The following is a 25687-nucleotide window of genomic DNA, read 5'->3' as shown; positions in this document are numbered from 1 at the left end:
ACGATAGGCTCGTCCGTCGACCGGCCGTCAACTCGGCGCCGGCAGGGGAGAAACGGGGCGCACCAACCATGATGGGACCGGCGCATTCGCTGTCCGGAGCGGCGGCATGGCTCGGGGTCGGAGCGGCCGCGGCCGCCTCCGACCACCCGATGCCCTGGCCGGTTCTCGTCGTCGGCGCGCTCATCTGCGCGGGCGCGGCCCTCGCGCCCGACCTCGACCACAAGTCGGCGACCATCTCCCGCGCCTTCGGACCGGTCTCCCGGGGCCTCTGCGAGATCGTCGACAAGCTGTCGTACGCCGTCTACAAGGCCACCCGCTCCTCCTCGGACCCCCGCAGGTCCGGCGGACACCGGACCCTCACCCACACCTGGCTCTGGGCGGTCCTGATCGGCGCCGGGGCCTCCGTCGCGGCGGTCACCGGCGGCCGCTGGGCCGTCCTCGCGATCCTCTTCGTGCATCTGGTCCTCGCCGTGGAAGGCCTGCTGTGGCGGGCCGCCCGGATGTCCAGCGACGTCCTGGTCTGGCTGCTCGGCGCCACCAGCGCCTGGATCCTCGCGGGCGTCCTCGACAAGCCCGGCAACGGCTCGGACTGGTTCTTCACAGGCCCCGGCCAGGAGTACCTGTGGCTCGGCCTGCCGATCGTCCTCGGCGCCCTCGTGCACGACATCGGTGACGCACTGACCGTCTCGGGCTGCCCGATCCTGTGGCCCATCCCCGTGGGCCGCAAGCGCTGGTACCCGCTCGGCCCGCCCAAGGGCATGCGCTTCCGGGCCGGCAGCTGGGTCGAGCTCAAGGTCCTGATGCCCGCCTTCATGCTCCTCGGCGGCGTCGGCGGAGCCTCGGCCGCTCGGATTCCTCTAGGCCGGGACCCCGAGGCTCGTCACCAGCCGGGCCAGCTCCTCCTGGAAGAGCTTGTCCGGGCTGGCCGTCTGGCGGCCGAGGTGGCCGTACACCTCCAGGGCCACGAGTCCGTGCAGGTGCCCCCAGAGCCGCAGTGCCAGGGCGACGCCGGCGGGCGGCAGCTCGGGGAAGGCCGGACGGACCTTGTCGAGGAGTCCGGCGTCGAAGTCGGACCAGGTGAACGCGCTGTCCCGGTACAGGGGTTCGGCGTGCGGCCAGGCCGCCGCCGCGAGGCCGGCGAGCCCGGTGCACACCCGGCGGGCCGCGTCCGGCGCGGGACCCGCCTCGGGGGCGCGGTAGCCGGGCACGGGGTCGCCGTAGACGAGCCGGAAGCCCTCGGGGTTCGTCAGGGCCCAGGTGCGGAAGGCGCGGGCCCAGGCCAGGATCCGGGCGGCCGGGTCCTCGGCGGGGGTCTGGGCCCAGGCCGCCTCGACGGAGTCGGCGAGCGCGGAGTACACGTCGTCGATGAGCGCGGTGACCAGGTCGTCGCGCGTGGCGAAGTAGCCGTAGATCGCGTTGGCCGTCATGCCCATCTCGCGGGCGATGGCCCGCAGGGTGATGGCGTCGGGACCGCCCGAGGCCATCAGGCGCAGCGCCGTGTCCTTGATCTCGGCGGTGGTCTCGGCCCGGAGCCGCTGACGGCGTCCCCGCCCGGCCGGAGCCGTGCCCTTCGGTGCTTCTGAAGTCCCGGTCATCCGGGCAGCCTACCGCTTTCGTGAGGGGTGTATGGAAACTGCACGCCGTGAACTTCACGGCGTATAGTTTTCTCACGGCGTCACGCCAGTGATGCGACCACAGGGGAGAGCCATGCACATCGGAGTCATCGGAGCCACCGGAACCATCGGCAGCCGCGTCGTCGCGGAAGCCCTGGAGCGCGGGCACCACATCAGCGCCTTCAGCCGCGACGCCACGGACGCGGCGGCGGGGGAGACCCGCGAGAACATCACCTGGGCGAGCCTCGACGTGTGCGACGCGGACGGCATCGCCGCCGTCCTGCCCGGACTCGACGTGCTCGTCAGCGCCTTCCAGCCCGGGAACGCCGCCCGGGACCTCACGGACACCGTGAAGCGTTCCATCGCCGACTCCGGCGTCTACGCCGAGGCGGCACGGGCCCTGCTCAAGGCCCTGGAGAGCCACCCCAGGACCCGGCTCATCGTGATCGGCGGCGCGGGCAGCCTGGAGGTCGAGCCCGGAGTGGTGCTCGCCGACGCGGAGGAGCGCCTCCACGAGACCCTCGACGCCGTCGGCCTGCCCCGGGAGTACGCGGCGGCGGTACGCGGCCACCGCGACGCCCTGAACGTGCTGCGCACCTCGAACCGCCGGTGGACCTACTTCAGCCCCGCCGAGGACATCGCGCCCGGCGAGCGCACCGGTCGCTTCCGCATCGGCGAGGACCAGCCGGTCCGGGACGCCGAGGGCCGCAGCCGCGTCTCGGCGGAGGACGCGGCCGTGGCCCTCGTGGACGAGGCGGAGCTGCCCCGCTTCGTCCAGCGCCGCTTCACGATCGGCTACTGAGCGCGGCCGGACCGGGTGCGCGTCACGGCCGACTTCTGAGCGCGCCGCCGGGCGGGGTGCGCCTCACGGCCGGCCACCGAACCCCGCCGGGCCGGGTGCGCCTCACGACCGGGCACCGAACCCCGCCGGGCCGGGTGCGCCTCACGACCGGTCACCGAACCCCGCCGAGCCGGGCCGTCGTGCGACGGCCCGGCCCGGGTCCGGTGTGCGGCGCGCGGGGTCAGCCGTGCCAGGACCGCCACAGCGCCGCGTACGCGCCGTCGGCCGCGACCAGCTCCTCGTGGCTGCCGAGCTCGCTGATCCGGCCCGCCTCGACCACCGCGATCAGGTCGGCGTCGTGCGCGGTGTGCAGCCGGTGCGCGATCGCCACGACGGTCCGGCCGTCCAGGACCCGGCCGAGCGAGCGCTCCAGGTGCCGGGCCGCGCGCGGGTCGAGCAGCGAGGTCGCCTCGTCGAGGACCAGGGTGTGCGGGTCCGCGAGGACGAGCCGGGCGAGCGCGATCTGCTGGGCCTGCGCCGGGGTGACCGAGCGGCCGCCCGAGCCGACCTCCGTGCCCAGGCCCTCGTCGAGGGCCCGGGCCCAGCCCTCCGCGTCCACCGCCGCGAGCGCCGCCCACAGGTCCGCGTCCGTGGCCCCCGGCTCGGCCAGGAGCAGATTGTCGCGGAGGGAGCCCACGAAGACGTGGTGCTCCTGGTTGACCAGGGCCACGTGCTCGCGGACCCGCTCCGCGGGCATCCTGGCCAGCTCGGCGGCGCCGAGGGTGACCGAGCCCGCCCTCGGGGCGTAGATCCCCGCGAGCAGCCGGCCCAGGGTGGACTTGCCCGCGCCCGACGGCCCGACCAGGGCGAGCCGGGTGCCGGGCGCCAGCTTCAGGGACACCTCGTGCAGCACGTCGACGCCCTCGCGGTAGCCGAACCGGACCTCGTCCGCCTCCATCGCCCGGCCCTCGGGCCGCACCTCCCGGTCGCCCGCGTCCGGCTCGATCTCCCGGACGCCGACGAGCCGGGCCAGCGACACCTGCGCGACCTGGAGTTCGTCGTACCAGCGCAGCACGATCCCGATCGGGTCCACCAGCATCTGCGCGAGGAGCGCGCCCGTCGTCAGCTGCCCCACGTCGATCCAGCCCTGGAGCACGAACACCCCGCCGAGCAGCAGGACCGCGCACAGCACCGTCGTGTGCGTCAGGTTGATGACGGGGAAGAGCACCGAGCGCAGGAAGAGCGTGTACCGCTCCCAGGCCACCCACTCCGAGATCCGCCGGTCCGACAGCGCGATGCGCCGCTTGCCGAGGCGGTGCGCCTCGACCGTGCGGCCCGCGTCGACCGTCTCGGCGAGCGCGGCGGCCACCGCCGCGTACCCCGCGGACTCCGAGCGGTACGCGGACGGCGCCCGCTTGAAGTACCACCGGCAGCCCACGATCAGGACCGGCGCCGCGAGCAGCGCGGCGAGCGCGAGCGGCGGCGCGGTCACGGCGAGGCCGCCGAGCAGCAGCCCCGCCCAGACGACCCCGATGGCCAGTTGGGGGACGGCCTGGCGCATCGCGTTGGCCAGCCGGTCGATGTCCGTGGTGATCCGGGAGAGCAGATCGCCCGTCCCGGCCCGTTCGAGCACGCCGGGCGGCAGGCGGACCGCGCGGACGAGGAAGTCCTCGCGGAGATCCGCGAGCATCTCCTCGCCGAGCATCGCCCCGCGCAGCCGGACGAGCCGTACGAACACGGTCTGGACGAGCAGCGCGAGCGCGAACAGCGCGACCGTACGCTGCAGAGGGAGGTCACGGGCCCCGTCCGCGAGGCCGTCCACCACCGAACCGAGCAGGTACGGGCCGGCCATCGAGGCGATCACGGCGACCGCGTTCACCCCGATGAGCAGCGCGAACGCCCGGCGGTGCCGGCGCAGCAGCTCGCGGACGTAGTCGCGGACGGTGGCCGTCCCGGCGACGGGCAGCGTCGTCGCCGTCTTCGGGGCCGCCGGGTCGTACTCCGGCGGCGCCAGGCCGATCATGCCGATTCCCCTTCCAGTGCTTCGAGTTCGCCCGCGCCCCGGGACGCGGTGGCGAGCTCCTCGTCGGTCTCGCGGGTGACGACCGCGCGGTAGCGCGGCTCCATGGCGAGCAGTGCGCGGTGGCTGCCGATGGCGACCGCCTGGCCCTCGTGGACCAGCACGACCCGCTCGGCGCGGTCCAGGACCAGCGGCGAGGAGGTGAGCACCACCGTGGTCCTGTTCCTGCGCAGTTCCCCGATCCAGGTGGCGACGGCCGCCTCGGTGTGCGCGTCGACCGCCGAGGTCGGCTCGTCGAGGACGAGCACCTCCGGGTCGGCGAACAGGGACCGGGCCAGGGCGAGCCGCTGGCGCTGGCCGCCGGAGAGCGAGCGGCCCCGCTCGGTGATGCGGGTGAGCATCGGGTCGCCGCCGGTGGTGACGGAGGCCTGCGCGAGCGCGTCGAGGACGTCGTCGCACTGGGCGGCGGCGAGCGCGTGCTCGGCCCGGACCTTGCCCGAGGTGGGCACGTCGAGCAGCTCGCGGAGGGTGCCCGAGAGCAGCACCGGCTCCTTGTCCTGGACGAGGACGGCGGTACGGGCGTCCTCCAGCGACAGTTCGTCGAGCGGCACCCCGCCGAGGAGGACCGAGGTGTGGTCGTCGGCCGGCTCCGTCGGGTGGCCGCCGAGCCGGTCCGCGAGCCGCCCGGCCACGTCCGGATCGCCGCAGACCACGGCCGTGAACAGCCCGGCGGGGGCGCGCAGCCCGGTGAGCGGGTCGTACAGGGCGCCGCCGGCCCCGACCTTCCGGGCCTCCGGGACCGTGGTCGTGGTGCGGGTCAGCGAGAGGACGCGGGCGGCCCGTTTCGCGGACGGCCGCGAGAAGGAGAAGGCCTGGGCGATCTCCTCGAAGTTCCGCAGCGCGTGATGGGTCAGGGCCACCGCGCTGTAGACCGTGACGAGTTCGCCGACCTCGATCCGCCCGTCGAGCGCGAGCCGCGTCCCGTACGCCACCACGGCGATGAGCAGCAGGCCGGGCAGGACGACCTGGATGGCGGCGATCAGTGCCCACATCCGCGCGCTGTGCACGGCGGCCCGGCGGACCTCCTGGGAGGCTGCGCGGTAGCGGCCGAGGAAGAGCTCCTCGCCGCCGATGCCGCGCAGCACCCGGAGCCCGGCGACCGTGTCCGAGGCCAGCTCGGTGGCCTTGCCGGCCTTCTCGCGCTGGACGTCCGCCCGGCGGGTCGCGCGGGGGAGCAGCGGCAGCACGGCGAGGGCCAGGACGGGGATGCCGGCCGCGACGACGACGCCGAGGGCCGGCTGGTAGACGACGAGGCCGACGCAGATGACGACCAGGGTGAGGGCGGCCGCGGCGAACCGGGACAGCGCCTCGACGAACCAGCCGATCCGCTCGACGTCACCGGTCGACACGGCGACGACTTCTCCGGCGGCGACCCGCCGGGTCAGGACGGAGCCCAGTTCGGCGGTCTTGCGGGAGAGGAGCTGCTGCACACGGGCGGCGGCGGTGATCCAGTTGGTGACGGCGGTGCGGTGGAGCATCACGTCGCCGGCCGCGATCGCCGCCCCGAGGGCCAGGAGCAGCACCCCGGCGAGCGCGAGCCGTCCGCCGTCGCGGTCCACGACCGCCTGGACGGCGAGGCCGACGCCGAGCGGCAGACCGGCGATGCCCAGATGGTGCAGCAGCCCCCAGAGCAGGGACTTCACCTGCCCGCCGAGCTGTTGTCGGCCGAGCCAGAGGAGGAACCGGGTGCCCGAGCGGACGTCGGGGACCCCTGGGTCGGCGAAGGGAAGATCTCGAATCTGCATGGCTGCCCAGGATCTCCGGGTCCGTCTGGGGGATCGCGTGCCGGTGGTGTGCCGGGCGGTGTGCGACCACGATGGGGAAACCGTGCAAGGTTCGCTTCTTCCCCGGGGAGCGGCAATCGAATTTCCCCATGAGGGAACAGATCGCGCCATGTCCGCTCATCGTCCTCTGGACCGCGCGGCACGGGCGCGCTTCACTTCCGGCCCATGAGATCACTCAAGATCACGAGCGTGATCGGCGCTCTGGTGCTCGCCGCCGGAGCGCTGTTCACCGCCCACCCGGCCGCCGCCGACGGTCCGAACGGCCCGACGCCGCCCGCCGAGTTCACCACCGACTGGCACGACCCGGTCACCGCCGCCCCGCCCGTCGACACCCCCGGAACCCGCAGCTGCGAAGTCACCCTCGCCGCCGCCCGGTTCCGCGACTTCACCCCGTACAAGGGGAGCTACACCCCGCCGAAGGAGTGCGGCACGGGCAAGCGCTGGAACAAGGTCGTCCTGCGCCTCGACGGACAGGTCAAGGGCCGCCAGTACGACCGTCTGGGCTACCTCACCCTCGGCGGCGTCGAGCTGCTCCGCACCTCCACCCCCGAGCCCTCGCCCGACGGGATCACCTGGTCCGTCGAGAAGGACGTCACCCGCTACCGCGACACCCTCAGCCGCCCGCAGCCCGTCGAGATGCTCATCGGCAACGTCGTGAACGAGACGTACACCGGGGTCATCGACGTCCGCGTCACCCTCACCTTCCACACCGCCGAAGGCGGGGTGAAGCCCGCCGCCGGCACCCCCGACCGCGTCGTCCCGCTGACCGGCGCCACCCTCACCACCCCGCGCAACACCGAACGGGTCCTCGCCGAGGTGTACGCCACCGGATCCGGCGGCGGCTGCGAGGAGTTCTGGTACCTCACCGTCCCGGACGCGGCCCCCTACTCCTGCAAGGCCACCGACGGGCCCTACCGGGAGGTGCGGATCTCCGTCGACGGGAAGCTCGCCGGCATCGCGGCCCCCTTCCCGCACGTCTGGACCGGCGGCTGGTCCAACCCCTTCCTCTGGTACGTGACGCCCGCGCCGCGCGCCTTCGACGTGCAGCCGATCGTCTACGACCTCACGCCGTTCGCGGCGCGGCTCAACGACGGCGCGGCCCATCGCGTCGAGGTCTCCGTCGCCGGCGTCCCCGCGGGCCAGTCCGGCTGGAGCATCCCCACCAACGTCCTCCTCTGGCAGGACGAGGGCAGCGAGGTCGTCACCGGCGGCCTGGACCGGCACGAGTTCGGCACCCCCCGCAACTCCGCCGTGTACACGGCCGGTTCACCCGACGTCCTGGAGACCACGGGCGGTGACACGCTCACCGTCGCCGGGCATCTGAACACCTCGCACGGCCGGGTCGCCACCACCGTCACCCGTACCGTCGACCACCGCTCCACGCACAGCTGGGGCGCCGACGAGAACCCGGACGCGCTCGCCGCCCGCTGGACCGACGACGAGACCGTGACCGTCGGCCGGACCGCGACCCGCACCCGGCGCACGTACACCATGGACGGCGAGATCTCGGTGGACGGCGGGAACCGCCTGCGGACCGTCCTCACCGTCGGCGACCGCGCCGCCGTCGACGTCGTCCGCGACGGCAGGCGGCTGTCCTGGTCCCGTCTGGACGACACGTACACCGGCGACGCCTCCTTCACCCTCGGCGTCCCGCGCGACCAGCGGCACGCGGTCGGCACCAGCACCGAGCGCTACCGCCTGTACGGCTCCGACGGCTGCTACGACCGGAGCCTGACCACCGTCCAGGGCACCGTCACCCAGGACCTGCGGCGCTGCTGAGACGCACGGCCGCCCCGGCCCCCCACGGCGAGGGGCCGGGGCGGCACGGCCCGGTCAGGCGGGCTTCGCCGAGTCCACGCCCGAGCGGGCCTTCTGCCACTCGCCGCGCGTGAAGTCGGGGATCTCCTGCGGCGCGCCGTCCGCCTTGATCGACGCGTGGCTGAGCGGCAGGGGAGCCGACCAGGTGGCCGCGTCGTACACGTCGAAGTCCGGCGGAAGGCCCAGCTGGAGGCACTGCATCAGGCGGTGCACCATGAGGTAGTCCATGCCGCCGTGGGCGCCCGGCGGGTCGGCGTGCTCCTTCCACAGCCAGTGGTCGAACTCGGCCGCGTACGCCGTGAAGTCGCCCCACACGTCGTCCTTGTGGTCCGGCTCCAGATAGATCCGCGCCGGGTAGTCCTCGAAGACCCCGCGCGTCCCGCCCAGGCTGTTGATCCTGCTGTACGGGTGCGGGGTGGAGACGTCGTGTTCGAGGCGGATCAGCCGGCCCTTGGCCGTCTTGACCATGCTGACCGTCCGGTCGCTCTCGATGTACGTCTCCTTCCAGCTCGGGTCGCCGGGCGGCATGTGCGCCGCGCGGTACTCGGCGAGACCGAGCGCCGGGGTGCCGAAGCTGCTGATGCTCACCACCCGGTCGCCCCGGTTGACGTCCATGTAGTTGGCGACCGGACCGAAGCCGTGGTTCGGGTACAGGTCCCCGCGCCGCCGCGTGTGCCACAGCCGGCGCCACGGCCCCTCGTAGTACGTCGGTGAGAACAGCAGGCCGCGCAGGTCGTGGTTGTACGCCCCCGCGCCGTGCAGCAGCTCCCCGAACCTGCCGGCGTGCACCATCCGCAGCACCCGCATCTCGTTCCGCCCGTAGCAGCAGTTCTCCAGCTGCATGCAGTGGCGGCGGGTCTGCTCCGACAGGTCGACCAGCTCCCACAGCTCGGCGACCTCCATCGCGACCGGACACTCCACGCCGACGTGCTTGCCGCCCAGCATCGCCGACCGGGCGATCGCGAAGTGGGTCTCCCAGGGCGTGGCCACGTAGACGAAGTCGAGGTCGGTGCGGGTGCAGAGGTTCTCGTAGTCGTCCTCGCCGTGGGTGTACAGGGCGGGGGCGGGCCGGCCCGCGGCGACCACCGTCGCGGCGGCCCGCTCGGCCTTCGCGCGCACCGGGTCGCAGACGGCGACCACCCGGACCCAGGGGAGAGCGAGGAAGTTGCCGATCATGCTCGCGCCGCGGTTGCCGAGCCCGACGATGCCGATCCGGACGGTGGAACGGCCCTCGAACGGCACCCCGGCCATGGTGGCGCCCCGGCGCTCCGGCACCCCGGGGGTCTCCGGAGTGACCGGGGTGGAGGCCCGGGCGCTCTGCCCGCTCGCGGCGGCGAGGCCGAGCCCGGCCCCGGCCGCGCCCGCGGTGGTTCTCAGGACCGTGCGACGGCTCGGGGGGCGCGGTGTCTGGTCGTCCATGGAACCTCCCTGCTGACGGGTGGTTGGACTGTACTGTTCCGGTTCCCGCGTCGAGCAGCACCGGCCGCCGGTGATCACTCGAACATACGAAGGGCCCCTCACCGCTCGGGGTGAGGGGCCCTGCCGGTCCCGCTGACGGACGGTCAGGGCCGGGTCGCGCGCTCCAGGGCGAGGAGCACCGATCCGTAGCTCCGGCCCGTCGCCCGGTCCATCCCGATCTCGCACATCCGGTTGGCCGAGAGGTGCGCGTCGAACGGCCGGGCCGTGACCTCGGCCGCCTCGCGGGCCGTCGCCGACGCCGTCAGCTCCGGGTGCAGCATGCCCCGGTCGCCGGCGAAGGCGCAGCAGCCCGCGTCGGCCGGGACGACGACCTCCTCCGCGCAGGCCCCGGCGAGCGCGGTGAGCCTCTCCTCGTCGCCCAGGTGCCGCATCGAGCAGGTCGGATGGACCACGGCCGACGCGACGCGGCGCCGCACGTCGAGGCGGGGGAGCAGCTCGTCCGCCGCCCACACGAGCGAGTCGAGCACGGTCAGTTCGGCGTGCAGCTCCCGGTTGTCCTCCGTCAGGTACGGCACCACCTCGTCCGCGATCCCCAGGGTGCACGAGGAGGCGTCCACCACCAGCGGCAGCTTCCCGCCGGCCGTCCAGCCCCAGGCGGCCTCGACGATCCGGTTCGCCATCACCTCGTTGCCCCGCTCGTACCCCTTGGAGTGCCAGATCGTCGCGCAGCACGTTCCGGCCACGTCGTCCGGGATCCACACCGGCCGCCCGGCCCGCGCGGACACCGTGACGACGGCCTCCGGGAGCGAGGGCCCCGGCTCCCCCTCCGGGTTGCCGAAGATGCGGTTCACACAGGCCGGGTAGTAGACGGCGACGGCCGCCGGACGGTGGGTGCGGGGCAGCCGCCGCGCCGCCGCGCCCGGGATCTCCGGCAGCCACTCCGGCACGAGGTCGGGACGGACGGCCCTGCGCGCGAGACCGGTCACCGATGCCAGGACCCGGTCGCCGATCCGGTCCGCGGCGGCCACCGCGAGCCGGGCGGAGGCCTCCACCGCGCGGAAGTTCCTGGCGGCCAGGGCGGCGATCCGCTCCTCGCGCGGGGAGTGCCGCTCGTGCCGGAAGTCCTTCATCAGCGCCCCCGTGTCGATCCCGACCGGGCAGGCGAGCTTGCAGGTGGAGTCGCCGGCGCAGGTGTCCACCGCGTCGTAGCCGTACGACTCCAGGAGCCGGGCCTCGACGGGGGAGCCGTCGGACTGGCGCATCATCTCCCGGCGCAGCACGATCCGCTGGCGCGGAGTGGTCGTCAGATCGTGGCTGGGGCAGGTCGGTTCGCAGAAGCCGCACTCGATGCACGGGTCGGCGATCCGCTCCACCGTCGGAATCGTCTTCAGGCCGCGCAGATGGGCCTGCGGGTCGCGGTCCAGGACGATCCGCGGGGCGAGCACACCCGCCGGGTCGACGGCCTCCTTGACCCGCCACATCAGCTCGGTCGCCTTCGCCCCCCACTCCAGCTCCAGGAAGGGCGCGATGTTGCGTCCGGTGGCGTGCTCCGCCTTCAGCGAGCCGTCGAAGCGCTCCACGGTCAGCTTGCAGAACTCGTCCATGAAGGCCGCGTACCGCTGGACGTCGGCGGGATCGGCCGCGTCGAAGGCGAGCAGGAAGTGGAGGTTGCCGTGGGCCGCGTGGCCCGCCACGGCCGCGTCGAAGCCGTGCCGGGCCTGGAGCCCGAGCAGGGCCTCGCAGGCCTCCGCGAGCCGCTCCGGCGGCACCGCGAAGTCCTCGGTGATCAGGGTCGTACCGGAGGGGCGGGAGCCGCCGACCGCCGTCACGAAGGCCTTGCGGGCCTTCCAGTAGCCGGAGATCCGCCGGGGGTCGCGGGTGAACGCGTTCTCCACGGACGCCACCGGGGCGACCAGGCCGAGCCCGTCGAGCACGCCCGCCGCCGCCCGCTCGTACGCCTCCAGGGCCGCCGTGTCCGGGGCCCGGAACTCGACCAGGAGCGCCGCCGTCTCCTTCGGCAGCTCCGCCCAGTCGGCGGGCACGCCCGCCACGCTCACCGAGGCCCGCAGCGTGTTGCCGTCCATCAGCTCGACGGCGAGCGCCCCGGCCCCGTTGAACAGCGGCACGGCCGCGGCGGCGGCCGGCAGCGAGGGGAAGAACAGCAGGGCCGTCGACACCTCGCGGTCCAACGGCAGGGTGTCGAAGACGACCTCGGAGATGAAGCCGAAGGTGCCCTCGGAGCCGACCATCAGACCCCGCAGGATCCGCACCGGGGTGTCGCCGTCGAGGAAGGCGTCCAGCCGGTAGCCGTTGGTGTTCTTGATGGCGTGCTTGGCGCGGATCCGCGCGGTCAGCTCGGCGTCCGCCTCGATCTCCGCCTTCAGCGCCATCAGCTCCGCGCACAGCCTCGGCTCGGCGCGGGCCAGCTCCTCGTCGGCGTCCGGGTCCGCCGTGTCGACCACGGTCCCGCTCGGCAGGACGACGGTGAGGGAGGCGACGGTCCGGTAGGAGTTCCTCGTGGTGCCGGCCGTCATGCCCGAGGCGTTGTTGGCGACGACCCCGCCGATCGTGCAGGCGACCGCGCTGGCCGGATCGGGCCCCAGGACCCGCCCGTGCGGGGCGAGCGCGGCATTGGCCCGCACCACCGTGGTGCCGGGCCGGATCCGGGCCCGGGCGCCGCCGTCCAGGACCTCGACGCCCACCCAGTGGCGGCGCACGTCGACGAGGATGTCCTCGCCCTGCGCCTGCCCGTTGAGGCTGGTCCCGGCGGCCCGGAAGACCACCTCGCGGCCCTTGCCGTGGGCGTACGACAGGACGGTGGAGATGTCGTCGATGTCCTCGGCGACCACGACGACCTGCGGGACGAAGCGGTACGGGCTCGCGTCCGAGGCGTAGCGCACCAGGTCGGAGATCTTCGACAGGACCTTCCCGGGCCCGAGGAGCTCCGTGAGCTCCTCGCGCAGCCGCCGCGGCGTGCCCCGGGCCTGGAGCTCCGGCACGCGGTCGGGGGCGGGGGTCCGCTTCGTGCCGGGACGGAGTGCCCGCGGGTCGGGTTCGAGCAGCGGCATGTCACGGCTCCCCTTCGGCGCGTCCCCGCACCCGACGGGTCAGCAGCCGCGCTCCGGGCCGGGGTCGACCAGGGCGGACAGCAGACCTTCGAGCACCTCGCGCTGATCGACGGTCAATGGAGCAAGGATGTCCTCTGCGGCGGCCCGGCGCGCGCTGCGCAGCTCGCGCAGCGTGGCGCGGCCCGCGTCGGTGAGCTCGATCCGGACCACCCGGCGGTTGTTCGGGTCGGGCACCCGGCGCACCCGGTCGCCCGCCTCGAGTCCGTCGACGAGACTGGTCACGGCCCTCGGGACGACCTCCAGACGGGCCGCGAGGTCGGCCATCCGGGGCGGCTCGCCGAAGTGCGCGACGGTGCGCAGGAGCCGGGACTGCGCGGGTGTGATGCCGACCGGCTCCAGGTGGCGCTTCTGGATGCGGTGCAGGCGCCGGGTGAGCCGCAGCAGCTGCTCGGCGAGGAGGCCGTCGGTGTCGGCGGCCCCATTCGGCCGCTCGGCCCCGCTCGGGCGGTCGGTCCCGCTCGGCCGGTCGGTCCCGCTCGGTCGCTCGGAGCTGCTCGTACGGTCGGAGCTGCTCGTACGGTCGGAGGTGCTCATACGGGAACAATATCAGGACCATGTTCATTGTGAGTATAGGTAACAGTGAGCTATGCTCCGATGGAATCGTCTACCTTCGAAGGAGCCCATGCGCCCCCACGACCAGTCCGACTGGACGCCCCCGCCCCGCGACTCCGGCCAGCCCAAGGAGCCCGCCCAGGTGCGGCGGATCCTTCGGCTCTTCCGCCCCTACCGCGCGCGCCTCGCGCTCGTCGGCCTCCTGGTCGGCGCCGCCTCGCTCGTCTCGGTCGCCTCGCCGTTCCTCCTCCGGGAGATCCTGGACACCGCCATCCCCCAGGGCCGCACCGGGCTGCTCAGCCTGCTCGCCCTCGGCATGATCGCCACCGCCGTCCTGACCAGCGTCTTCGGCGTGCTCCAGACCCTCATCTCGACCACCGTCGGCCAGCGCGTCATGCACGACCTGCGCACCGGGGTCTACGAGCAGCTCCAGCGGATGCCGCTCGCCTTCTTCACGCGCACGCGCACCGGCGAGGTGCAGTCCCGCATCGCCAACGACATCGGCGGCATGCAGGCGACCGTGACCTCCACGGCCACCTCCCTCGTCTCCAACCTCACCGCCGTCGTCGCGACCGTCGTCGCCATGCTCGCCCTCGACTGGCGCCTCACCCTCGTCTCGCTGCTCCTGCTGCCCGTCTTCGTCTGGATCAGCCGGCGCGTCGGCCGTGAGCGCAAGGCGATCACCACCCAGCGCCAGAAGCAGATGGCCGCCATGGCCGCGACCGTCACCGAGTCCCTCTCGGTCAGCGGCATCCTGCTCGGCCGCACCATGGGCCGCGCCGACTCGCTGACCAAGTCCTTCGCCGAGGAGTCCGAGCGCCTCGTCGACCTCGAAGTGCGCTCCTCCATGGCGGGGCGGTGGCGGATGTCGACCATCGGCATCGTCATGGCCGCGATGCCCGCCCTGATCTACTGGGCCGCCGGCATCGCCCTCGGCTCGGGCGGCTCGGAGATCTCGCTCGGCACGCTCGTCGCCTTCGTCTCGCTCCAGCAGGGCCTCTTCCGCCCCGCCGTCAGCCTGCTCTCCACCGGCGTGCAGGTGCAGACCTCCCTCGCGCTCTTCCAGCGCATCTTCGAATACCTCGACCTGCCCGTCGACATCACCGAGCCCGACGAGCCGGTCCGGCTGCCGAAGATCCGCGGCGAGGTCTCCTTCGAGAAGGTCGAGTTCCACTACGACCCCGAGGGGCAGGGCCGCCCGACCCTGGACGGCATCGACGTGACCGTCCCCGCCGGCGGCAGCCTGGCGGTCGTCGGCCCCACCGGCTCCGGCAAGTCCACCCTCAGCTACCTCGTGCCCCGGCTGTACGACGTCACCGGCGGCCGCGTCACCCTCGACGGGGTCGACGTGCGCGACCTGGACTTCGACACCCTCGCCCGCGCCGTCGGCGTCGTCTCCCAGGAGACGTACCTCTTCCACGCCTCCGTCGCGGACAACCTCCGCTTCGCCAAGCCGGACGCCACCGACGAGGAGATCGAGGCCGCCGCGCGCGCCGCCCAGATCCACGACCACATCGCCTCGCTGCCCGACGGGTACGACACCCTCGTCGGCGAGCGCGGCTACCGCTTCTCGGGCGGCGAGAAGCAGCGCCTCGCCATCGCGCGCACCATCCTGCGCGACCCTCCGGTCCTGATCCTCGACGAGGCGACCAGCGCCCTCGACACCCGGACCGAGCACGCGGTGCAGCGCGCCATCGACGCCCTGTCCGCCGGCCGCACCACCCTCACCATCGCCCACCGGCTCTCCACCGTCCGCGACGCCGACCAGATCGTCGTCCTGGAGGCCGGCAGGATCGCCGAGCGCGGGACGCACGAGGAGCTCCTCGCCCGGGACGGGCGGTACGCGGCCCTGGTCCGCCGGGACGCCCGTACCGAACAGGCGAACGTGGGAGCGGTTGTTCCCCAGAACGTGTGATCGTTCCGGGATTCGTCGCCCGACTCCCGTGCGGCATCGGAAGATTACGGAGTGCGAGCGACGGGCTGCAGACCGCGACCGCACCGTCCCACTGATGTACCTGCACGAGGAGAAGCACCACCATGAACGTCATCACCAACCTGCTCGCCGGCGTCCTCCACTTCCTGGGATGGCTCGTCTGACGATCGCAGTGCCCGGCGCCGTCGGTCCCCCGTCCCAGGGGGCCGGCGGCGCCGCCGCGTGCGCGGTTCCCCGGATTCGCGCACGGACCGGGTTAGCGTGCGCCCATGACGTACCGGCCGTCCTCCCCGTACGCACCCCCGCGCCGCACCCGCCGTCCCTCCCTGCCCCGGCCTCCCCGCCGCACACGCCTGCCACGGTCTCCCCGCCGTGCGCGTCTCACCCGGCGCGGGCGGCTCGCGCTGCTGCTCGGAGCCGTCCTCACCGTGGCCGGCGCCGTCACCGTCCCGCTCCTGCTCACCCAGGACGAACCCGCCGTCGAACGGCCCCGCGCCCTCCTCGTCCCGGAGGGCTGGCGGGCCGGCCAGGTCTACACGGCCGTCGACCGCGCACTCCATCTGCCCGACGGCACCACACGGAAGGCCGCGACCAGCCCCGGCGTCCTCCCGCTGCCCGCCGCGGCCGGCGGCAACCCCGAGGGCTACCTCTTCCCCGCGACCTACCCCGTGCTCTCGACCACCACCCCGCAGGCACTGCTGCGCTTCATGGTGGACACCGCCGGCAAGCGCTACGGCGCCGCGCGGATCGCCGAGGGCGCGCGGGCGCGCGGACTCAGCGTGTACGAGACGGTCGTCGCGGCCAGCATCGTGCAGGCCGAGGCCGACAACCCGGACGACATGGCGAAGGTCGCCCGGGTCCTCCACAACCGGCTCGCCCAGGGCATGCCGCTCCAGATGGACTCGACGCTCCACTACGCCCTCGGCCGGAGCACCGTCGACACCAGCCTCGCGGACACGAAGTCCCAGAGCCCGTACAACACGTACGCCCGCAAGGGCCTGCCGCCGACGCCCATCGGCAACCCTGGGGACGAGGCGATGGACGCGGTCATCCGCCCGGCGGACGGCGACTGGCTCTACTTCGTCACGGTCGCCCCGGGGGACACCCGCTTCACCGCCGACTACGCGGCCCACCGGGCGAACGTGGCCGAGTTCAACGCCAACCGGAGCGCCGGACAGCGCTGAACGGGCAGGTCAGACGACCGGCGTGGCGGCCGTGCGGTCGTGGTGGAGGAGGCGGCGGATGTCGGAGGCGGCGGCGCGGCCGGCCCGGTTGGCGCCGATCGTCGAGGCCGAAGGGCCGTAGCCGACGAGGTGGACGCGCTCGTCCCGTACCGCGCGCGTGCCCTCCACCTGGATGCCGCCGCCCGGCTCCCGCAGCCGCAGCGGCGCCAGATGGTCGATCGCCGCCCGGAATCCGGTCGCCCACAGGATGACGTCCACGTCGACGGTCCGGCCGTCGTCCCAGGCCACCCCCGTCGGGGTGATCCGGTCGAACATCGGCTGCCGGTCCAGGATCCCGCGCGCCCGGGCCGCCCGGATCGCGTCGTTGAGGGGGAGCCCGGTGACCGAGACGACGCTCTGCGGCGGCAGCCCGCGCCGTACCCGCTCCTCCACGAGGGCGACCGCCGCGCGGCCCTCCACCTCGCCGAAGGGACCCTCGCGGTAGACGGGCTCGCGCCGGGTGACCCAGGTCGTCTCCGCGGCGACCTCGGCGATCTCCATGAGGTGCTGGGTGCCGGAGGCCCCGCCGCCGACGACGAGCACCCGCTTCCCGGCGAACGCCTCGGGCCCCGGGTACCGGGCGGTGTGCAGCTGGCGGCCCCGGAAGGTCTCCTGCCCGGGGTAGCGCGGCCAGAACGGACGGTCCCAGGTGCCGGTTGCGTTGATCAGGGCCCGCGTCGCGTACACGCCCTCCGAGGTCTCGACCCGCAGCCGTCCGCCCTCGCCCTCCCGGACGGCGGTGACGTCGACGGGCCGGTGCACCCGCAGCTCGAAGGTCCGCTCGTACGTGTCGAAGTACGCCCCGATCACCTCCGAGGAGGGGCGCGCGGGATCGGCACCGGTCAGCTCCATGCCGGGCAGTGCGTGCATCCCGTGGACCTTGCCGTATGTGAGGGAGGGCCACCGGAACTGCCAGGCGCCGCCCGGTTCGGGGGCGTGGTCCAGGACGACGAAGTCCCGGTCCGGCTCCAGGCCGGTGCGCCGCAGGTGGAAGGCGGCGGAGAGCCCCGCCTGCCCGGCGCCGATGACGACGACGTCCACCGTCCTGACCTCTTCGAACCCGAAATCGTTCACGTTTCCACCAACCGGGGTGGGGGCGAGGTTCTTCCCGCCCTGGTCAAGCGCCTGAGGGCGGACGTCGTCCTTTCCGGTGAACGTGCTCCTGCCGACACCCGCGCCCGCCGTGGTCCTTCATGGAGGACCACGGCGGGCGCGAGCGGTGAACACGGCGTGCACCGTCCAGCGCCGGGAACAACCCGGGGGTGCCTCCTACCGCCCGCCCGGCACGAGCAGCGGTGCCCCGCCGGGGGCCGAGGCCGGGCGGCCGTTCGCGGCCGGGACGCCGAGCAGCGGGGAGGCGGGCGCCGAGGGCAGCAGCCCGCGCGCCGCGAGCTCCGGCGTCACGCCCTCGCCGAACCAGTACGCCTCCTCCAGGTGCGGGTACCCGGACAGGACGAAGTGCTCGACGCCCAGGTCGTGGTACTCCTCGATCCGGTCGGCGACTTCGGCGTGGCTGCCGACCAGCGCGGTCCCGGCCCCGCCCCGTACCAGACCGACGCCCGCCCACAGGTTCGGCGAGATCTCCAGCCGGTCGCGGTCGAGCGAGCCGCCGCCGTGCAGCGCGAGCATCCGCTGCTGGCCGACCGACTCGCTCCGCCCGAGGAGTTCCTGCGCCGCGGCGACGGTCTCCGCGTCGAGATCGGAGAGCAGCCGGTCGGCCGTCGCCCAGGCCTCGCGCGCCGAGTCGCGGGAGATCGTGTGCAGCCGGATCCCGAACCGGACGGTGCGCCCGCGCTCCTCCGCGAGCCGCCGGATCCAGTCGATCTTCTCCTTCACCTGCCACGGCGGCTCGCCCCACGTCAGGTACACGTCCGCGTGCTCCGCCGCGACCGGGCCGGCCGCCGCGGACGAGCCGCCGAAGAAGATCTCCGGCAGCGGGTCCGGCGGCAGGGCGGTGAGCCCGCCCTCGATCCGGAAGTGCTCGCCGTCGAAGTCGTACGGCCGCCCGCCCCACACGCCCCGCACCACCGAGAGGAACTCGGCCGTGCGCGCGTACCGCCGGTCGTGGTCGAGGTGGTCGCCGAAGCGGCGCTGCTCGGCCGAGTCGCCGCCGGTCACGACGTTGAGCAGGAGCCGGCCCCGGGTGATCCGCTGGTACGTGGACGCCATCTGGGCCGCGAGCACCGGGGAGATCACCCCCGGCCGGAACGCCACCAGGAACTTCAGCCGTTCGGTGTGCTGGGCCAGGGCGACCGTCGTCAGCCAGGCGTCCTCGCACCACGTGCCGGTCGGCGTCAGCACGGCCTCGAAGCCCAACTGCTCGGCCGCCTTGGCGATCTGGACGAGGTAGTCGATGTCGGGGGCGCGGACCCCGGACACGGTCCGGTTACGGCTGATCCCGCCGTCCGTGTAGGCGTGCCGGTCGACGAGGGTTCGGCCGTCGCCGCCGGTCGGCAGGAACCAGTGCAGATGGACGGTCATCAGGAGGCCTTTCCGTAGCTGCGCGCCGGGGTGGTGGACGGCGGCAGGTCCTTGTTGAAGCGGGTGTCGACGTAGTCGGCGAAGCGGAACGTGTGCGGGATCAGCTTCAGTTCGGCGAAGGTGTCGGCGATCTGCTGCTCGGAGGCGATCGCCGTGTCGTCGAGGGCGACGGGGATACGGGTCCCGTTGCTGCGCTTCACGGCCGCGAGGGCCACCTCGTACGGCAGTCCGGTCTCCTTCGCCCAGACCTTCGCCCACTCCTCGGGGTGGTCGAACACCCAGCCCTGGGCGCGGCGCAGCCGCTCGACGAAGTCGCCGATCGCCTTCGCCTTCTCCTTGTCGGCCAGCGCCGAGGGGGCGGCGACCTGGAAGCCGAGGCCGTTGACGAGGCCGCGCCCGTCGGTCAGCACCCGGCCCTTGCCGCTGAGCAGGACCTGGGAGGTGTACGGGTCCCAGACGGCCCAGGCGTCGACCTTGCCGCTGGTGAACGCGGCCAGGGCGTCGGCCGGCTGGAGGAGGCTGACCTGGACGTCGGAGAGTTGCAGGCCGGCCTTCCGGAGTGAGGCGAGCAGCTGGAAGTGGGCGGAGCTTCCCTGGGCGACGGCGACCTTCTTCCCCTTCAGGTCCCGCGCGGTGCGCAGCGGGGAGTCCTTCGGGACGAGGATCGCCTCGCCCGCGGAGTCGCCGTGGGTCGACGCGACCACGGTGATCTTCGAGCCGGCTCCGGCGGCGAAGACGGGCGGGGTGTTGCCGACGGAGCCGAAGTCGACGGCCTTGGCGTTGATCGCTTCGAGGAGCGGTGGACCGGAGGTGAACGTCGACCACTTCACCCGGTACGGGAGGTCGTCGAGCTCACCGGCGGCGCGCAGCAGGGCCTCGGCGCCGCCCTTCTGGTCGCCGACGTTCAGGACGAGGGAGCCCTTGCCGTCGGAGTTCGAGGCCTCGCCGGCGGCGGAGGCGCCGGAGCAGGCGGAGGCGAGCAGGGCGAGCGGCACGAGCAGCGCGGCGGCGGACAGGCGGATGGACTTCACGGATGTCTCCTCGGGTAACGGGGGGGGAGGGAGGGGTCAGGCGGCCGCGTGCGCGGCCAGTTCGCCGTCGGCCACGCCGTGGTCCGAGTCGTCGGCCAGGACTCGGTCCGAGCCGTCGGCCGGGCCTCGGTCCGAGCCGTCGGTCACGCCGAGTTCGGCGAGCAGCCGGGTGCGGAGCGCGGCGAGCGCGGGATCGCCGGGGGAGCGGGGCCGGTCGAGGTCGACGGCGGTGTCGTAGGCGATCGCGCCGTCCCGCATGACCAGGGCGCGGTCGGCGAGCAGCAGCGCCTCGTCGACGTCGTGCGTGACGAGCAGGACCGTGCAGCCGCGTCGCTGCCACAGTTCGGCCACGAGCCGCTGGGCCTTGATCCGCGTCAGCGCGTCGAGCGCGCCGAACGGCTCGTCGAGCAGCAGCAGGTCCGGATCCCGTACCAACGCCCTGGCCAGCGAGGCACGTTGGGCCTCGCCGCCCGACAGGGTCTTCGGCCAGGCTCCCGAGCGGTGGTCGAGGCCCACCTCCGCGAGCGCCTTCTCCGCCACCGCCCGGCCGGGCTTCCCCGGCAGCCCGAGCAGGACGTTCCGCCAGACCTTCTTCCAGGGCATCAGGCGCGGCGCCTGGAAGGCGACCGCGCGGCGGCGCGGCACGAGGACCGTGCCGGAGATCTCCCGGTCGAGCCCCGCGAGGATCCGCAGGAGCGTCGACTTGCCGCAGCCGCTGTGTCCCAGGAGCGCGGTGAACTGGCCGGCGCGCAGAGTCAGATCGAGCCCGTCGACGACGGGACGCCCGTCGAAGGAGCGGGTCAGGCCCTGGACGGTCACTGCCCCGTGAAGGTCGGTCGCCATTGCAGCAGCAGCCTTTCGAGAGTACGGACGACGGCGTCGGCCAGCAGGCCGAGGAAGGCGTAGACGACGAGGCAGACGACGATGACGTCCGTGCGGAAGAACTCCCGCGCCTGGTTCATGAGGAAGCCGATCCCGGCGTCGGCGTTGATCGACTCGCCGAAGACCAGCGCGAGCCAGGCCGTCGCCAGGGAGTACCGCAGCCCGGTCATGGCCCCGGGCAGCGCGCCCGGCAGCACGACGTGCCGGACCAGGCCCCACCGGCCGAGCCCCAGGGACTCGCCCGCCTCGACGAGTTGGGCGTCGACGCCCCGGATCCCGGCGTACACGTTCAGATAGAGGTGGAAGGCGACGCCGAGGGCGATGAGCGCCACCTTGGGCGCCTCCCCGATCCCCAGCCAGATGATGAACAGCGGGATGAGGCCCACCCACGGGACCGTCCGCAGCATCTGTACGGGCGCGTCGACGAGGTCCTCGCCGAGCCGTGACAGCCCGGACACCAGGGCGAGCGCGATGCCCACCACCCCGCCGAGCAGCAGCCCCACGGCGACCCGCCGCAGCGAGACGCCCATCGCGGTCGGCAGCGTCCCGTCCCCGGCCAGTTCGCCGGCGGCCCGGGCGATGGTCCCGGGCGAGGCCAGCACGTCCGCCGGAAGCACCCCCGCCGCACTGCTCGCCTGCCAGAGGACGAGCAGCAGGAGGGGCCCCACGGCCCGGCGCAGCCAGCGCGGAACGGACGGGCGGCGGCCCGGCCCCCGGGCGGGGGTCAAGGACTCGACATCCGGCAAAGGCGATATGTCGGGCGGGGCGGAGGGAGGGGCGTGGTCGACCGTCATGACGGACTCCGGGGGAGAGGGAGGTGAAGGTACGCGTCATCGCCCGTGGGCGCGGAGCGGACACGCGCGCACGGCGATCAGGGCCTCAGCGGAGGCGGGGGTGCAGGTGAAAGGGCGTCAGCAGCCGCGGCGACACGCGGCGGAGGCCACCCGCAGCAGGTCGATGTGACCGCGCGTGGTGAGCAGGGCTGTACGCAACATGGCGCGAAGGTAGCGGCCGCCGCGCGCCCGGTCAACGGCGTCTCGGACGCTGGACGCACGGGCTCCGCCCGCGGAACCGACGTGTGGCCGTGCCCCGCGCGTGATCACCAGGCTCTAGTCTCCGGTTGACAGGACGCGTTCACGACGGGGGACAGGACATGACATACGGGCGCGCGGTGATACCCGCACTGATCGGCGGGCTGCTGCTCACCGCACTCCTGTGGTGGGCCGGGGCCACCGCGGACGCGCTGCGGCTGCCCGGCAGCGGCGACCAGCTCGGCGCCGAGCGGGTCGCCGAGCTCCAGAGCTGGCTGGCCCCGTGGGCGTACGACCCGCCGGCCTTCCTCGACGCGGGCGCGATGGTCTCCGGATACGTCGCGGACACCATGGGCGGCGACGACCGCGGCCACTACGCAGGCCTGTACACGACGGGCCTGCAGATCCGGTACGGCACCGTCCTCGTCGCCCATGTGCTCGGCGCGCTGCTCCTGGTCCGCAGGCTGCCGCCGGTGCGCGGGCGCACCGCCGCCGCGTTCCTCGCGCTGTGGGCCTGGGGCGCGGTGGCCGGCACCCTGGCGCTGGCCGTGTCCGCCCCGTGGTTGATCGCCTCGACGGGGCACGGCAGTTACCGCTTCCTGCCCCAGCTGGCGAGCGTGATCGCCTCCGGGCGACAGCTCCCGGTGGCCGTCGGCCTCGTCGCGGCGGCGGCCACGGTCCTCGTCGCACGGATCACCGCCAGGGGCGCGGAACCGCTGCCGCGCACGGACGTCCCGGCCCGCGCCGCGCGTCTGGCCGCCACCGCGGGGACGGCCGTGATCGCGCTGTCCGTCGTGGTCCTCTCGTACCACTCGGCCGCGGCCGCCCTCCAGGAGTTCTCCCCGGACGGCGGATTCCTCTCCGAGCCGGGCGACCTGCTGCGCCAGTGGCTGCTGCTCGGCGCCTGGTCCGGCCCGGAGGGCGGCCCGCTCGGCGAGTGGCTCCTCTACCGTGCCTCCGACGTCCTCCTGCTCGTCGTCGTCTGGTGGGCCCTGCGGACGCTGCCCGGGCTCCTCACCCGGGCCACGCTCCCCGCCATGGCGGCCGGCGCGGTCTGCGCCACCGTCCTCGGGCTCCTCGCGAGCCAGCTCCTCCGGATCGCCGTCGTCCAGGCGGGCCCCCAGCAGGGCCTGCTCCACTTCTCCGCCGGCATCGGCAACGGCGTCCCGGCCGCGCTCACCTTCGGCCTCGCGGCCGGCGCCGTGGCCACCACGGTCCTCCGGCTCTCGCTGCGGGGCGCGCCGAACGCCGCGGCCGAAGCGCCGAACGCCGCTGCCTGAGCTGCCGAACGCCGCCGCCTAAGCTGCCGTACGGCACAGGTCCCGACCCAGGAGCGCACCCCATGAACGACCGCGACCGGCAGCACCCCTATCCCGACGCGTTCCGGCCGGACGAGGCGCCCGCGCCGCACGCGCTGCTCGCCCCGGTGACCTGGCTGCTCGGGACCTGGACCGGGCGGGGGCGCGGCGGCTATCCCTCGCTCGCCGAGGAGTTCGCGTACGAGCAGGAGGTCACCTTCAGCCATGACGGGCGCCCCTTTCTGCACTACGAGGCGCGGGCCTGGCTCATCGACGAGGCCGGCACCCCGCTGCGGCCCTCGGCCCGGGAGAGCGGCTGGTGGCGGCTGCAGCCCGAGGGGCGCGTCGAGGCACTGATCACCCAGCCCACCGGCATCGCGGAGATCGCCGTCGGCCACGCGGACGGCACCACCGTCGACCTCACCACCCACGAGGTCGCCCTCGCGCCCACCGCCAAGCAGGTCGACGCCACCCGCCGCCGCTACACGCTCACCGGCGAGGACACCCTCGACTTCGTGCACGACCTGGCCGCCGTCGGCCGGCCGCTCCAGCACCACCTCGCCGTACGGCTGCGCCGCGAAAGCCGGAGCTGACGCCCGAACCTGCACAATACGGGGGTGAGCGATGACGACCCGTACCTGTGGCTGGAAGACATCTCCGGCGAGGCCGCCCTCGCGTGGGTGGCCGAGCGGAACGCCGAGACGGCGGACGTGCTGGCCGCCGACGCCGGGTTCGCCCCGCTGAAGGCGCGCGTGAGGGAGGTGCTCGACGCCTCGGACCGCATCCCGTACACCACGCGGCGCGGTGCCCACCTCTACAACTTCTGGCGCGACGCCGAGCACGTGCGCGGGGTGTGGCGGCGCACGACCCTGGAGCAGTACCGCAAGGACGCGCCCGAGTGGGAGGTCCTCCTCGACGTCGACGCGCTCGCCGCCGCGGAGGGCGAGAAGTGGGTGTGGGACGGGGCGCGGGTGCGCCGCCCCGCCTACGACCGGGCTCTGGTGCGGCTGTCCCGGGACGGCGGCGACGCCGTCGTGGTCCGCGAATTCGACCTCGCCACGCGGGAGTTCGTCGAGGACGGCTTCCGGGTGCCGGAGGCGAAGACGCGGATCGGCTGGATCGACGCCGACACCGTCTTCGTCGGCACGGACACCGGCCCGGGCTCGCTGACCGACTCCGGCTACCCGCGCACGGTCCGCCGCTGGCGGCGGGGCACGCCGATCGAGGAGTCCGAGCTCGTGTACGAGGCGGAGGACGGCGACGTGTCGGCCTGGGGGTACCGGGACGACACCCCCGGCTTCGAGCGGGACTTCGTCGGCCGCTCGCTGGACTTCTTCCGCAGCGAGACGTACCTCCTGGAGCCCGACGGCACGACCGTACGCATCGACGTCCCCGACGACGCCCTCGTCCACGCCCACCGCCGGCACCTGCTCGTCACCCTGAAGTCCGAGTGGCTCGGGCAGCCGACCGGTTCCCTCCTCGCGTTCGGCTTCGACGCCTTCCTCGCCGGCGACCGCACCCCCGAGGTGCTGTTCACCCCCGACGCGCGGACGGCGCTCGCCGGGCACTCCTGGACCCGGCACCATCTGATCCTGGAGACGATGCGGGACGTCAGCGCCCGCATCGAGGTCCTCACCCCCGGCGCCGACGGCGCCGGCTGGACGCGCACCCCGCTCGTCGGCGTCCCGGCGCTCTCCGCCGTCGGCGTCGTGGACACCGACCCGGACGTCTCCGACGAGTACTTCCTCGACGTGTCCGGCTTCCTCCAGCCGTCCAGCCTCCACCGCGGGCACATCGGCGGCGACACGGAGGTCCTCAAGCAGGCCCCGGACCGCTTCGACACCGCCGGACTCACGGTCGAGCAGCACTTCGCGACCTCCGCCGACGGCACCCGCGTGCCGTACTTCGTCATCGGCCCCGACCACGCCGTCACCGGCCCCGGCCCCACCCTGCTCTACGGCTACGGAGGCTTCGAGGTCTCCCTCACCCCCTACTACGGCGCCGTCACCGGCCGCGCCTGGCTGGAGGGCGGCGGCACGTACGTCATCGCGAACATCCGCGGCGGCGGCGAGTACGGACCGGACTGGCACCAGGCCGCCCTGCGCGCGGACCGGCCGCGGGCCTTCGAGGACTTCGCGGCCGTCGCCAGGGACCTCGTCGCCCGGGGCATCACCACCCCGGACCGGCTCGGCGCCTCCGGCGGCAGCAACGGCGGCCTGCTCATGGGCGCGATGCTCACCCGCCACCCGGAGCTGTTCGGCGCGATCGTCGCGCAGGTCCCGCTGCTCGACATGACCCGCTTCCACAAGCTCCTCGCGGGCGCGTCCTGGATCGCCGAGTACGGCGACCCGGACGACGCCGCCGACCTCGCCCACCTGCGCGAGCTCTCCCCGTACCACCGGCTCACGGCCGACCGGGCCTACCCGCCGGTGCTCCTGATGACCTCCACCCGCGACGACCGCGTCCACCCCGGCCACGCCCGCAAGACGGCGGCCCGGCTGCGGGAACTCGGTCACCCCGTCCTCTTCCACGAGAACACCGGCGGCGGCCACGCGGGCGCCGGGGACAACGAACAGGCCGCCCACAACAGCGCCCTCGTGCACACCTTCCTCCGGCGGCACCTCACCTGAGGG

Annotated in this window: 19 protein-coding genes and 1 pseudogene; 8 read left to right on the top strand and 12 right to left on the bottom strand. The window is 73.8% G+C overall.

Annotated features, from left to right (window positions below):
* Window positions 1–68: 68 nt before the first annotated feature.
* Window positions 69–845, top strand: a pseudogene (locus AB5J54_RS06195) (metal-dependent hydrolase); the annotation flags it as partial.
* A 12-nt stretch (window positions 846–857) separates the two neighbouring features.
* Here the strand turns inward: AB5J54_RS06195 and AB5J54_RS06190 are convergent.
* Window positions 858–1595, bottom strand: a complete 738-nt coding sequence (locus AB5J54_RS06190; RefSeq protein ID WP_369142885.1) for a TetR/AcrR family transcriptional regulator — start codon at window positions 1593–1595, stop codon at window positions 858–860.
* A gap of 112 nt (window positions 1596–1707) precedes the next feature.
* Here AB5J54_RS06190 and AB5J54_RS06185 point away from each other — a divergent pair, with 112 nt between their 5' ends.
* The gene (locus AB5J54_RS06185) at window positions 1708–2415 is read left to right on the top strand and encodes an NAD(P)-dependent oxidoreductase (RefSeq protein WP_369142884.1); all 708 of its coding nucleotides are present in this window, start codon (window positions 1708–1710) and stop codon (window positions 2413–2415) included.
* A 220-nt stretch (window positions 2416–2635) separates the two neighbouring features.
* Here the strand turns inward: AB5J54_RS06185 and AB5J54_RS06180 are convergent, their stop codons facing one another.
* Window positions 2636–4417, bottom strand: a complete 1782-nt coding sequence (locus AB5J54_RS06180) for an ABC transporter ATP-binding protein (RefSeq protein WP_369142883.1) — start codon at window positions 4415–4417, stop codon at window positions 2636–2638.
* Window positions 4414–6219 (bottom strand): ABC transporter transmembrane domain-containing protein, encoded by a 1806-nt coding sequence (locus tag AB5J54_RS06175; protein WP_369142882.1) that lies wholly within the window; start codon window positions 6217–6219, stop codon window positions 4414–4416. The genes AB5J54_RS06180 and AB5J54_RS06175 overlap by 4 nt, the downstream gene beginning before the upstream one ends.
* A gap of 204 nt (window positions 6220–6423) precedes the next feature.
* Between AB5J54_RS06175 and AB5J54_RS06170 the strand changes: the two genes are divergently transcribed.
* Entirely contained in the window at window positions 6424–8037 is a 1614-nt protein-coding gene (locus tag AB5J54_RS06170; RefSeq protein ID WP_369142881.1) for a peptide-N4-asparagine amidase, read from the top strand.
* Between the two features lie 54 nt (window positions 8038–8091).
* Here AB5J54_RS06170 and AB5J54_RS06165 read toward each other — a convergent pair whose 3' ends face one another.
* The 3 genes from AB5J54_RS06165 to AB5J54_RS06155 form a co-directional block, all read right to left on the bottom strand.
* Complete coding sequence (locus AB5J54_RS06165) at window positions 8092–9495, bottom strand: Gfo/Idh/MocA family protein (RefSeq protein ID WP_369142880.1); 1404 nt, start codon at window positions 9493–9495, stop codon at window positions 8092–8094.
* A gap of 143 nt (window positions 9496–9638) precedes the next feature.
* On the bottom strand, window positions 9639–12563 hold the full coding sequence (locus AB5J54_RS06160; RefSeq protein ID WP_369142879.1) for an FAD-binding and (Fe-S)-binding domain-containing protein: 2925 nt from the start codon (window positions 12561–12563) through the stop codon (window positions 9639–9641).
* Between the two features lie 39 nt (window positions 12564–12602).
* A complete protein-coding gene (locus AB5J54_RS06155) occupies window positions 12603–13157 on the bottom strand; it encodes a MarR family winged helix-turn-helix transcriptional regulator (RefSeq protein WP_369142878.1) in 555 nt (184 codons plus the stop codon).
* A gap of 88 nt (window positions 13158–13245) precedes the next feature.
* On the opposite strand from AB5J54_RS06155, the gene AB5J54_RS06150 reads away from it, so the two are divergent.
* Together AB5J54_RS06150 and mltG are read left to right on the top strand one after the other, a co-directional pair.
* Window positions 13246–15090, top strand: coding sequence for an ABC transporter ATP-binding protein (locus tag AB5J54_RS06150; RefSeq protein WP_369142877.1), 1845 nt, complete (start codon window positions 13246–13248; stop codon window positions 15088–15090).
* 287 nt (window positions 15091–15377) lie between these two features.
* Complete coding sequence (gene mltG, locus AB5J54_RS06145) at window positions 15378–16292, top strand: endolytic transglycosylase MltG (RefSeq protein ID WP_369142876.1); 915 nt, start codon at window positions 15378–15380, stop codon at window positions 16290–16292.
* Between the two features lie 9 nt (window positions 16293–16301).
* On the opposite strand, the gene AB5J54_RS06140 is transcribed toward mltG, so the two are convergent.
* From AB5J54_RS06140 to AB5J54_RS06115, 6 genes are all read right to left on the bottom strand, one after another.
* On the bottom strand, window positions 16302–17405 hold the full coding sequence (locus AB5J54_RS06140; RefSeq protein ID WP_369142875.1) for an NAD(P)-binding domain-containing protein: 1104 nt from the start codon (window positions 17403–17405) through the stop codon (window positions 16302–16304).
* Between the two features lie 195 nt (window positions 17406–17600).
* Window positions 17601–18812, bottom strand: coding sequence for an LLM class flavin-dependent oxidoreductase (locus tag AB5J54_RS06135; RefSeq protein WP_369142874.1), 1212 nt, complete (start codon window positions 18810–18812; stop codon window positions 17601–17603).
* A complete protein-coding gene (locus tag AB5J54_RS06130) occupies window positions 18812–19843 on the bottom strand; it encodes an ABC transporter substrate-binding protein (RefSeq protein ID WP_369142873.1) in 1032 nt (343 codons plus the stop codon). The genes AB5J54_RS06135 and AB5J54_RS06130 overlap by 1 nt, the downstream gene beginning before the upstream one ends.
* A gap of 36 nt (window positions 19844–19879) precedes the next feature.
* Complete coding sequence (locus AB5J54_RS06125) at window positions 19880–20686, bottom strand: ABC transporter ATP-binding protein (protein WP_369142872.1); 807 nt, start codon at window positions 20684–20686, stop codon at window positions 19880–19882.
* Window positions 20659–21519 (bottom strand): ABC transporter permease, encoded by an 861-nt coding sequence (locus AB5J54_RS06120; RefSeq protein WP_369142871.1) that lies wholly within the window; start codon window positions 21517–21519, stop codon window positions 20659–20661. The genes AB5J54_RS06125 and AB5J54_RS06120 overlap by 28 nt, the downstream gene beginning before the upstream one ends.
* Before the next feature lie 117 nt (window positions 21520–21636).
* Window positions 21637–21720, bottom strand: coding sequence for a putative leader peptide (locus tag AB5J54_RS06115; RefSeq protein WP_351816447.1), 84 nt, complete (start codon window positions 21718–21720; stop codon window positions 21637–21639).
* 158 nt (window positions 21721–21878) lie between these two features.
* On the opposite strand from AB5J54_RS06115, the gene AB5J54_RS06110 reads away from it, so the two are divergent.
* The 3 genes from AB5J54_RS06110 to AB5J54_RS06100 all read left to right on the top strand — a co-directional run bounded on the left by AB5J54_RS06110 (window position 21879) and on the right by AB5J54_RS06100 (window position 25684).
* Window positions 21879–23036, top strand: coding sequence for a hypothetical protein (locus tag AB5J54_RS06110; RefSeq protein WP_369142870.1), 1158 nt, complete (start codon window positions 21879–21881; stop codon window positions 23034–23036).
* A 62-nt stretch (window positions 23037–23098) separates the two neighbouring features.
* On the top strand, window positions 23099–23647 hold the full coding sequence (locus AB5J54_RS06105) for an FABP family protein (protein WP_369142869.1): 549 nt from the start codon (window positions 23099–23101) through the stop codon (window positions 23645–23647).
* Window positions 23648–23671: 24 nt separating this feature from the next.
* Entirely contained in the window at window positions 23672–25684 is a 2013-nt protein-coding gene (locus tag AB5J54_RS06100; RefSeq protein WP_369142868.1) for a prolyl oligopeptidase family protein, read from the top strand.
* Window positions 25685–25687 lie beyond the last annotated feature (3 nt).

The organism is Streptomyces sp. R44 (assembly GCF_041053105.1).
In the GTDB taxonomy this organism is placed as follows: domain Bacteria; phylum Actinomycetota; class Actinomycetes; order Streptomycetales; family Streptomycetaceae; genus Streptomyces.
This window is presented reverse-complemented; position numbering and strand designations above follow the sequence as displayed.

Bases quoted from the DNA above. Each gene is read 5' to 3' on its own strand.
- AB5J54_RS06180 (WP_369142883.1), bottom strand. From the start codon at position 4,417: ATGATCGGCCTGGCGCCGCCGGAGTACGACCCGGCGGCCCCGAAGACG.
- mltG (WP_369142876.1), top strand. From the start codon at position 15,378: ATGACGTACCGGCCGTCCTCCCCGTACGCACCCCCGCGCCGCACCCGC.
- AB5J54_RS06155 (WP_369142878.1), bottom strand. From the start codon at position 13,157: ATGAGCACCTCCGACCGTACGAGCAGCTCCGACCGTACGAGCAGCTCC.
- AB5J54_RS06170 (WP_369142881.1), top strand. From the start codon at position 6,424: ATGAGATCACTCAAGATCACGAGCGTGATCGGCGCTCTGGTGCTCGCC.
- AB5J54_RS06115 (WP_351816447.1), bottom strand. From the start codon at position 21,720: ATGTTGCGTACAGCCCTGCTCACCACGCGCGGTCACATCGACCTGCTG.
- AB5J54_RS06160 (WP_369142879.1), bottom strand. From the start codon at position 12,563: ATGCCGCTGCTCGAACCCGACCCGCGGGCACTCCGTCCCGGCACGAAG.
- AB5J54_RS06110 (WP_369142870.1), top strand. From the start codon at position 21,879: ATGACATACGGGCGCGCGGTGATACCCGCACTGATCGGCGGGCTGCTG.
- AB5J54_RS06135 (WP_369142874.1), bottom strand. From the start codon at position 18,812: ATGACCGTCCATCTGCACTGGTTCCTGCCGACCGGCGGCGACGGCCGA.
- AB5J54_RS06175 (WP_369142882.1), bottom strand. From the start codon at position 6,219: ATGCAGATTCGAGATCTTCCCTTCGCCGACCCAGGGGTCCCCGACGTC.
- AB5J54_RS06190 (WP_369142885.1), bottom strand. From the start codon at position 1,595: ATGACCGGGACTTCAGAAGCACCGAAGGGCACGGCTCCGGCCGGGCGG.
- AB5J54_RS06150 (WP_369142877.1), top strand. From the start codon at position 13,246: ATGCGCCCCCACGACCAGTCCGACTGGACGCCCCCGCCCCGCGACTCC.
- AB5J54_RS06165 (WP_369142880.1), bottom strand. From the start codon at position 9,495: ATGGACGACCAGACACCGCGCCCCCCGAGCCGTCGCACGGTCCTGAGA.
- AB5J54_RS06185 (WP_369142884.1), top strand. From the start codon at position 1,708: ATGCACATCGGAGTCATCGGAGCCACCGGAACCATCGGCAGCCGCGTC.
- AB5J54_RS06125 (WP_369142872.1), bottom strand. From the start codon at position 20,686: ATGGCGACCGACCTTCACGGGGCAGTGACCGTCCAGGGCCTGACCCGC.
- AB5J54_RS06105 (WP_369142869.1), top strand. From the start codon at position 23,099: ATGAACGACCGCGACCGGCAGCACCCCTATCCCGACGCGTTCCGGCCG.
- AB5J54_RS06120 (WP_369142871.1), bottom strand. From the start codon at position 21,519: ATGACGGTCGACCACGCCCCTCCCTCCGCCCCGCCCGACATATCGCCT.